The organism is Stieleria sedimenti, from assembly GCF_025060895.1.
Classification (GTDB): Bacteria; Planctomycetota; Planctomycetia; order Pirellulales; family Pirellulaceae; genus Stieleria; species Stieleria sedimenti.
On sequence record NZ_JANZKV010000064.1, the window covers coordinates 1 to 9,613 of the forward strand.

At 60.8% G+C, this 9,613-nt stretch carries 4 protein-coding genes; 3 read left to right on the forward strand and 1 reads right to left on the reverse strand.

Annotation, left to right across the window (positions count from 1 at the left end; translation table 11 throughout):
• The first annotated feature begins 89 nt into the window (after positions 1 to 89).
• The 3 genes from NZK35_RS10330 (at position 90) to NZK35_RS10340 (ending at position 6,417) form a co-directional block, all read left to right on the forward strand.
• On the forward strand, positions 90 to 3,266 hold the full coding sequence (locus NZK35_RS10330; protein WP_259632461.1) for a DUF4175 family protein: 3,177 nt from the start codon (positions 90 to 92) through the stop codon (positions 3,264 to 3,266).
• Positions 3,267 to 3,311: 45 nt separating this feature from the next.
• The gene (locus NZK35_RS10335) at positions 3,312 to 5,612 is read left to right on the forward strand and encodes a glutamine amidotransferase (protein ID WP_259632462.1); all 2,301 of its coding nucleotides are present in this window, start codon (positions 3,312 to 3,314) and stop codon (positions 5,610 to 5,612) included.
• A 184-nt stretch (positions 5,613 to 5,796) separates the two neighbouring features.
• The gene (locus tag NZK35_RS10340; RefSeq protein WP_259632463.1) at positions 5,797 to 6,417 is read left to right on the forward strand and encodes a response regulator transcription factor; all 621 of its coding nucleotides are present in this window, start codon (positions 5,797 to 5,799) and stop codon (positions 6,415 to 6,417) included.
• Here the strand turns inward: NZK35_RS10340 and NZK35_RS10345 are convergent.
• A complete protein-coding gene (locus NZK35_RS10345; protein WP_259632464.1) occupies positions 6,414 to 9,371 on the reverse strand; it encodes a hypothetical protein in 2,958 nt (985 codons plus the stop codon). The genes NZK35_RS10340 and NZK35_RS10345 overlap by 4 nt on opposite strands.
• Between the last annotated feature and the right edge of the window lie 242 nt (positions 9,372 to 9,613).

Genomic DNA, 9,613 nt, shown 5'->3' on the forward strand with positions numbered 1-9,613 from the left:
CTGCACACCAACGGTTGCTGGAGGTGCTTCGCGTTTTTGTACCTGCCGCGCTTTTCCGCGGCCGAGTCCTTTTAGGAGTGTGATCGATCATGAGCATTGCCGAACCCACAGCCCGCTCTACCAGCCGACCGCTTGCGGTTCCGATGCCGGGAACTCACCATCAGCAGCTCGATCGTCTAAAGAACCAAGAACGGCAACGACGATTCGTGGTTGGCGTGTTGGCGTTGATGTCGTCTCTGGCGGTGTTGATCGGCCTGGTCGCAACGGCGGACTTCTATCTGGAATTGGCTCCGACGCTCCGTTTGTTCCTCTGGGGCTGCATCCTTGTGGCGATTGCAACCGCGTGCGTCCTGTTTCGCGGCTGGCTGAGCTTTGATTCGATCGATGCGGTCTGCCAGACCGAGAATGCTTGCCCGGAACTGGGGCAAAGCCTCCGCACCAGCCACGACTACCAGCATCATCCCGATTCGGTCTCGGCCGCTGATCCCGAGTTGCTCGGCGCGCTCGAAACGCAGACGCAGGAACAGGTCCTTCGTCGTCCGTTGGACCCACTGGGGAAATCGTGGCCGATCGGGGCGCTCGCCGGATTTTGTCTGATCGCCGGGTGCTTTTGGCTGACCTTGTTTGTGATTTCTCCTTCCTGGCGCGTCGCCAGCGGACGCTTGCTGTTCCTGCCACTGCACTATAGCGACGTTGAACTTGAAACGTTGCCGGAATACGTGGACCGGGGGGACGATTTGGTCGTGCGGTTGCACGTCGCCGGACGCCCGATTGAATCCGCCGTCATCCGATATCGAACCGACGATGCCGGTCAGTGGAGCGAAGTCCCGGTAAAACCGGAAACAGAAACGCTCTTGCTCGGTGAGTTGACCGCCGTGGTGCCGGATTGCCAAGACGATTTGGAACTGCAGGTTTTAGCGCGTCCGCTGGAGACAGAGATCCGGCGGATCGCGGTCCGGCTTCCGCTGGCGGTGGAACAATGGAACGCTTCGGTCCAGCCGCCGGCGTACACCGGTTTGCCGGTCGAAGAGGGGCCGGCCGATGGCCTGCGGATCCCCGCAGGCTCGCGCGTCGAGCTGAGCGCCCGCTACAACCGACCGCCCGCGACCGCGCAGGTTGAATTGACCCCGACCGATGCGTCATCTCCTGTCGCGTCGCTCGACGATTCGACCGCCAAGTTCGCGATCGAAGTCGCAGCTGATCCCATCGATGTCGCCATCCATGCCCGATCGACCGATGGCGTTTCCGACGATGCGTCGATGCATCTGAACGTGCTCCGCGACCGCGCCCCGGTACTCAAGTTTCTCAGTCCCGAACCGGATGCCGAAGCGATTGCGACGAGCGAATTGCGATTCACCCTCGAAGCGTTCGACGACTATGCAGTCGGAACCGTTGAGCTTCGTTATCGTCTGGACGACGGTCCCGAACAAACGCTCTGGAAGAGTTCCGCCGGCGAGTCGGCTGCCGCAATGACCCACAGCGTCACGTTGCCGCTGGAGGATCTGGATGTTTCCTACCCCCAGGCGATTACCTATTACGCCGTCGCGGTAGACAACCGCATGCCGCAACCGCAACGCACCACCAGCGAGTTGCGATTCATCGACATTCGACCGTTTTCACGCGACTACGAATTCAGCGAGAGTCAGTGCAATTGTCAGGGCGAGTGCTTGACGTTGGAAAAGCTGATCAAGCAACAACGGCAAACCCTGGGGCAAACCTTTGTCGTGACGCAGACGGCGGAGCGTCTGCCGGCGGACTCGAGCCGTGCCGCCGAGCAGTTGTCGTCGCAGCAGACTGATTTGCTGGAGCAGACCGAGACGTTGACGGCCGCCTTGGAGCAAAAGCTTGGTCCGATGCCCACACTGGCCATCGCGATCGACTGGATGACCGATGCGGTCGAAGATCTGCAATCGGAGGCATTCGAGTCCAGTCTGAAAGACGAAGAAAAGGCGCTGGCCCACCTGATCGCGGCGCGACGAAATCTCCGCAACATTTTGAAACAAGGGAGTTCGCAATCCCAAATGGTTCGCCAGGTCGATCAGAACCTCAAGGACAAGGTGCGCAAGCCGCCGCAGGATCGCAAAGAAAAACAGGAACAACAGCTTTCCGACGTGCGCGAACAACTCGAACAGTTGGCCAAGAATCAAGAGAGCTTTTGCCAATCGGCTGGGGCATGCAAGCAAGCCGCTTCGTCCGGCCGATCAGCCCAATCGGCGAACTCGAGCGACCCACCGCCTTCAGCGGATCAACTCGCCAAGCAGCAACGGCAGGACCACGCCAAAGCACGCGAACTCCAGCAACAGCTTTCCTCGGGACGGTTCGGCGAGCTTGCACCACAACGTGTCGGCCAGGCCGCCGCATCGATTCAATCCAGTGCCGAGTCCCTGTCCGATGAGACGCCGAACGAACAAGGCTACGACGATGCGATCCAACAAGCCGAAACGGCTGCCGAACAATTGAGACAGCTTTCGGATCATCTGGCCCGGCGTCACGGCCCCAATTTCGGTGACAAACTGGCCGCGGCGAAACGTGAAACGGAACGGCTCGCCGACGACCAAAAACAATGGACTGAATCGTTGACCGATTCGCAGTCCAAGGGCGGCACTCCCTCGGCAGCCGAAGCCGAGCAAGGCAAGTTGGTCGCTCGCGCCGAGGAACTCGCGGATTTGACCGATCAGTTGCTGGCCGAATCGACCGATCAGGAGTGGCACGTCCAGGACACGCTTGCCAAAACGCTTGCCGAGAATCCGCCACAGCGTTCCGCTTCGACGATGAAATCGGCGGCTGGTGCGGCCGGACGCCGTCAACTCGACGCCGCATCGACCGACGGCCTGCGGGCATCGGAGTCGTTGAAGCGTCTCGCTGCGGGGCTCGATCGTGTCCGGCAAGCGATGGGGCCGGCACAGCTCGAAACGCTCAAGCAAGCGGAGCAGCGTGCCGCGAGCTTATTGAAAGAATTGCGACGAGCGAACAGCAAGGCACAGCAGGCGATCGCCGCGGCGGAAACGAGCCGCTTTGCCCAATCGCTTGCTCCCCTGGCCGCACACGACGCGGAGTTGGCCAAGGCCATCGACGCGTTACCTGAATTCGCGACCGCACCGACCATCCTCGTCGATGGGTTGCGGGCGATCGATGAAGTGCTGCAGCGGAGGATCCAAGAAGCCGTCTTGAGCGGCGTGATTCAGCAGGCAACCGGCCCCGTTCCCCCGGACTATGTCGACATGGTCGACGATTACTACCGTGTGCTTTCCGAGGACGTCGAGTGACCGTGTTCAGACGTAATTTCACCGTGACGTTGGGAACACGCTGACATGCCGCATTGGGAACCGCTGTATCCATTGGTGGTGTATCCGGCGATCGTGGTGGCGATCGCTGCACTGTTGTGGTTTGCCCGCCGCATTTCGGTTGCGGCCAAAACCCGCAACCCGTTGCTATTCGTGTTGCGAGCCGTCGTCCTGCTGGGGTTGGTGTCGCTGTTATTGAATCCGATCGATCGCCGTGAAACCGTGTTGCCGCCACGTCCACCGGCCGTCGCGCTGCTGGTGGATTGTTCTCAAAGCATGGGACTTGGTCAGGGGGAATCTCGCATCGATCAAGTGAAGCGGACAATCGGGGCGGTGACACAGGGGATCCAGAAAGAACGCGACATCCGTTTCCCGATGTTTCGTTTCGGTGCCCGCCTGGCCAAGGTTCCGGGACTGTCGGAACTGTCCGCGACCGACGATACTTCCTTGCTGTCCGATGCGTTGCAAAAGCTGCCATCGCGTGTTGCCGACAATCAAACGCAGGCCGTCGTTTTGTTTTCCGACGGCGCCGTCGACAAGGCGGACCAACTGGTTGAATTGGCCACCGCCTATCGCGAGTTGGGGATTCCCGTCCACGCCATGCTTCCGCAACGGCGGGACTTGCGAGGTGACATCGCGATCACCGAATTATCCGTGCCTCCGCGTGTGGCCAAGGGTGACCGGGCGACGATCCGCGCGGTGATCGAAAGCCGCGGGTATGAGAACGAGCGTGCGATCGTCTCCATTCGTCCCGCCAATCGCCCCCGATCAAAGCCGCTTGCTTCGCTGCCGATCACGTTGACCGACGGGGCGACGTCCTGCGAATTGGTCGTCACCGCCGATCCGGCACTGGGCGAATTGGCCATCGATATTCCCGTTGATGCCGGGGAAGCGGTTGCCAAGAACAACCGTGTCCCCTTTCAGTTGACCGAAAAAGATCGGACGCTGAAGGTGCTGTACATGGAAGGCACTTCGGCGCAGGAGAGCCGGTGGCTGCAAAACGCCTTGCACGCCGATTCGGACATCAAGTGCGTCGCAATGACGGTCAACAATCAATACGCCCAGCGGCCGAGTCTGCAACGGATCGATGATCCCTATCGAGGATTTCCGACCACGCGTGCGGAACTGTTTCAATACGATGTCGTGATCTGCAGCGACATCTCTTTTCAAGCGTTCACCCCCGAGCAAATCGATTGGACCGTCGAACTGGTCGATCGGCGTGGCGGGGGTTTTGTGATGATCGGCGGTTACACCAGTTTTGGTGCCGGCGGCTGGGATCGCACGCCCTGGGAAGGGCTGATCCCGTTCGACATGACCGGTCGCCGAGATTTTTTGAATCAGGGGTTTCAGGTCGTCGTTCCCGAGCAAGCTCAATCCCATCCGATCTGGAATCTGCTGGACGATCCGGCACGCAATCGCGCCGCGCTCGCTGCGATGCCTCCGTTCGGCGGCACCAATTTGATTTCGCGTGTGAAACCGGCCGCGACCTTGTTGGGGCAAACACGAACACCGCTGGCCCGCGTCGGCGTGATGCCCGTCTTTGCCTGCGAGAGTTTTGGACGCGGGCGTACCTTTGCCATGTCGACCGATACGACCTACGGCTGGGGAAGTCGATTTGAACGTGAATGGGGCGAGGGCGACAATCGCTACTACCAGAAATTCTGGCGAAATGTCGTGCGTTGGCTGGCGGAGAATTCCCAGGCCTCGCAGAAACGGTTGACGCTTCGTGCCGACCAGGTCATCTATTCGCCCGGCGAATCGATTCAGCTGGTGGTCGAAGCGTTTGACAAAGAGTTCAAGCCGACGACGGAGTACCGTGTGACCGCACAGTTGGTCGCCAGCCCGGGTGATGACGATTCGTTGCCCGACGACAGGAACGAACCCTCCGGTTCCGATGCGAGGATGGTCGCGTTGGATGCCAAGCCGACCGCGGGGCATTACACCGCAACGATCCCCGCCGTCCTGCCTGGGGCCTCGGACGATCGATCCAGTCCGATGCAGACGGCCTACCTGGTCGTCGACGCGTGGCAAGCCGATCAGAAAATCGCTCGCGGTGCTCTGGAAATCCAGTTGTTGCATCGGTCCGACGAATGGCTTCGTCCGCAAGCGAAACCCGAACGGTTGCAGGCGGTGGTCGAGGCCGGGGGCGGACGAATGCTCTCAACGAAAGAGGAGTTGGACGCACTGTTGCGGTCGTTCGAGATCGCGCCGGGCGAGGTCCTGATTCATCAGCTGCCACTCTGGGACCACTGGATGTTGTGGACGCTGATGCTGTCCCTGTTGGCGATCGACTGGATTCTCCGCCGGCGCGGCGTGCAACACACCTGAGTTTTTTCCACCTATTGGTCTAGATTTTCTAAAGTCCCCTTGTGTAATCTTCCAACGTCGTCGCCAGGGGCAGCTGATACACGGCACATCACTTGGCAACCACCCTTCCATCCAACGGGATCTATCCTTAGCACACGAAAGCTAACCAGCATTTCCGAAACCTAACTTCGATCAAGGGGCAACAATGATCAAGGCTAGTCACGACGGTAATCCGTCGCCAGGAATCCGTCCGTTTACGGTCGTTCTGCAGAGCGAACGACTCTCGATAGCAACCCTCCCTGATGCGCTTCCATTTCAAACCTTGGAGGTCGACAATTGGGAAGCCGTTTTCAAGAAGCTGAGCTCCTTTCGACCGGGATGCCTGCTCGTCGACTTTGACAATGTTCGCGACGAGACGCTCAAAAGGGTTCGGAAATTTGCCGACCAAGGCATCCGGTTTTCGATCGTCGGACTGACGGCCGATCGCTCGCGACGGACGTTGCATCAGGCACTGAGGCACGGATTCGTCGATTTGGTGCCCCTTCCGATCGAAAGTCGAGTGTTGATCGAAGCGGTCCAGGAAGCCTTTCAGGCCGACGCCGCGGGACCGGATTCGCTGTGCAATCTACGCAGCGGATTTGGACGGCTGACCCCGAAAGAACGCGAGGTGCTGCCTCAACTGCTGTTGGGAATACCATCGCGACGTCTCGCCGGCAAGCTCAAGGTTTCCTACCAGACGATCGATCGTCATCGCAAACGCGTGATCGAAAAAATGAACGTCGACAACATGACGGAACTGGCGATGAAGCTGTACCGTCAATACTAAATGTCGAACACGACGACCAGGTCGATCGCTTGGTGATTGCCCAGCGAGAACGTGACCACGCCGTCTTCGCAGCTGACGTCTTGGGGCAAGTCTTCGAGCGACCGTTCGGCCCCCGAAGTGTCCGCGATGAACGCGGCTTCGGCGGCGGCGCAAAATTGCAACTTGACCTTCGACGTCTTCGGCCGCGTCTGAACCACTTGCATCCGTGCGGCCAGCTTCCCGTCGTTGCGTCGTCTGGTCTTCATTTCCGTGACCAACACGTCACCGGAGGAAACGTGGACCAGCCACGCCTGGGACGTCTCGCCCGTGGCCGATCCGCGGTCGGGGGTTATCGGATCGATGGCGAATACTTCCGCCGGCGCGATGCAGGACCGTGCCACCGCGACCGGGGACGGGCAATCAAACGCAAACGTGACGCGAAACGGAATCGCATCGGCGCCGGTGGGGATCCCGATCACGGTGTCCAGGAATCGGTCGGCGACCTTGCGATGCAGCGGCAACCCATAACCGGTGACCAGGGTTTGCTTTTCCGCTTCGTCGATCAACACGCCAAGTGGCGCGATGAACTTTTTTGACGAACCGCTGTGCACCTTGTCGCGGACCAGGGGCCGCAAGATTGCCGCCTCGCCGGCCACGGCCGTCCGTACGGCGAAATAGTTTTTCCAAAACGCGTTTTCAGATTCAATTGGAATGTTCGTCTTGGGGTGCAAGGTCCCGTCGACCTCCAGCAACCTGCTTCCCCGTCGCAGCCGATAGTGAATCAAAAACTCGGCGATCGCGTTGCCATCCGTGTCCTGCAATTCGCCCGAAGCGGTGATTTCGCCGAGCGCCGAGCTCGACTGTGTGACCTCCATGCGTTTGCAAACCATCGTCCCGCCATCTTTGTCGCCCGCCAGATCGGTGGCCGCCACCAATCGCATCGACAGCCGGTTGCCGCGTGAGGCGCTAAACACACCCGAGAGGCTTCCGGCGGTTTCGTCCAAGGCGACGGCCATGAATTCGTTTTTCAAGACCGCGTGTTCGGCAATCCCCTTTTCGCCGCCGGTCAATCGCTTCAGCAGTCCCTGTTTCTTGACCGGTTGGGTTGCCGACAGACGCGTGAATCCCATCGCGGGCACGTCGAACGTGACGTCACACCCGCCCCCGCCGGCGGCGGTCGCCGCGTAAACGAATTTTTCCTTCGCCGGGCTGCCGCCGTGCAGTTTTGTGTGCCGTCGGGTCGCGACACCCTGGGCGTTGAAACACAAGGCGTCCTTGGCGATCGGGGCATCGGTTGACGGCGAGACGCCGACCAGCTGAGCGATCAGTTTGTGGTCATCAGCTTGGCCGCTCGCATCAAGCTGCTCGCTGACAGATTCCGGTTGCTTGTCGTGTGGTTGCTTGTCGTCGAGCAATTTCGGATGGGCCAGCGTCGCAATCGCTCGTAGGGTTCGGCGGGCTTCGGTTCGGACCGTGCGGCAGAAGGCATCAGCCATCGCGCTGAGCGAGGTGTCGGATTTGGGATCGATGACCTGTTGTGCGATCTCGGATGCGGCGTGTTTGGAAATCGCGTCGAGTGATCCCTGATGGTAGGGACGTTCGCCATCGCTGAAGTAGCGTTCTAGAGTCCAGAAGCGGCCCAACGCGACACTCCACGTCGCCGCTCGGCAGAGGTCCAGGAAACTGTCGCAGACGCGATCGGGCCAATGCACCAGCAAGGCCGTGGCGACTTCGCCGGTATCGATCAATTCGCCTAAATGGGCACCGAGGGCCAGGAAGGCGGCATCGCTGGCGGCATCGATCGGCTTGGCCGTCAATGCTTCGACTTCCTTGTGGCCGCCCGAGACGATCACCTTGGACTCGTCACCGAACCCTGTGCCGGCGGTGAAATCGATCGGGATCACGCCTCGGTATCCGAGTGCCGCCAGGGCGGGGACCAAGTCGACCGGTGTCATGCCGGAGAGTCGGGCGTAGACCGAAGGGGCTTGGCCGATCGCAGCGGTGGCCAAGGCCGTGCCGGATTCAAACAGGTGACGCGCCGACGCCATCGTCATCGCATCGAGACAGCACGGATCGCCCGCCCGATCGCCGCCCGCCCAGCCCCCGCCGGCCCAACCGCCGCCGGCCCAACCGACGGTGTCCAGGGAAAGCAATTGGCGAAAGCGTTCGTAAGACTCGTGGTGTTGCGAAGCGTCCTTGGTCGCACGCCATTCAGCCGCCACCGCCCCGTCGACCAAGACGTTGCGCGGCGTCCCCAGCACGCCATCGCCGTCATCGTCTTTCGTCGCACTCGCTTGGAAACGGTCCAGCCAGCCGGCCTCGGTCGCGGACTTCAGCACACCCGGGGTCAGCAGGGTCAGGTCGACCAGGTGGGGATCGCTGGAAAAATAGTGATCGCGTTCTTCGGACAACGCGTCGAAAACGTCGTGCAGTGCTTCGGCCGTCGCGGTGGCGTCCCGATCGAGGAACGCTTTGGCCGCTGCGACGATCCGGTTCTGCAGGTGCAACTCGTCCAAATTGCTGGTGTACCGCAACCGCCGCGTCATGATCTGGATTTGCAGCGACAGATATCCGGCGGCGTAAAAATCTTCGACCCCCAGCGAACGTGTGGACGAGGGCAGCGTCGCGGAGCGCGGGTCGGCCGGGTCCAGCCCCAGCGCGACGAGCATCTCCGTGCGGTCCGCCCCGCTCACCCAAGTGCAATCGGGATTGGCATCGCACTTGCGACGAAAGTCAGCGGGGATCTGCTTCAACGAGGGGTCCGGGACCACAATCACGCGCGGTCCATCGGGGTTGGGGGGCGTGTCGGCGCGATACCAAGTCGGCATCTGTTCGGTCTGGGCCAACAACAGTGGATGCCACAAGATCGTCCAACCGGCCAACAAGCTCCGCGCATCCGAATCGGGACCCCCGACGGGAAAATCTTCCAACGTGGCCGAAGGGAGCAGAACGGAACACTCGTCAAACGGGGCCATAACGCGGTCGCAACTGTGAGGAAGAAAACGGGGACGGTGGAGTCGGGGGACGGCACAGAGTGTGATGGAAACTTCCGTGGGATCAAAGCCGCCTCGCCGAACCGTGAGGGAAAGGCAGCGACAAGCCGGCCATAGCGCAATACCGCCAAGTTAACATGAATGAGGGGGCCCGGACGCTGGCGCGAACCGGCTGATGTCAAACGAATATCAGCCGTTTGGCGCGAGCCTACGGGCCCTCATCT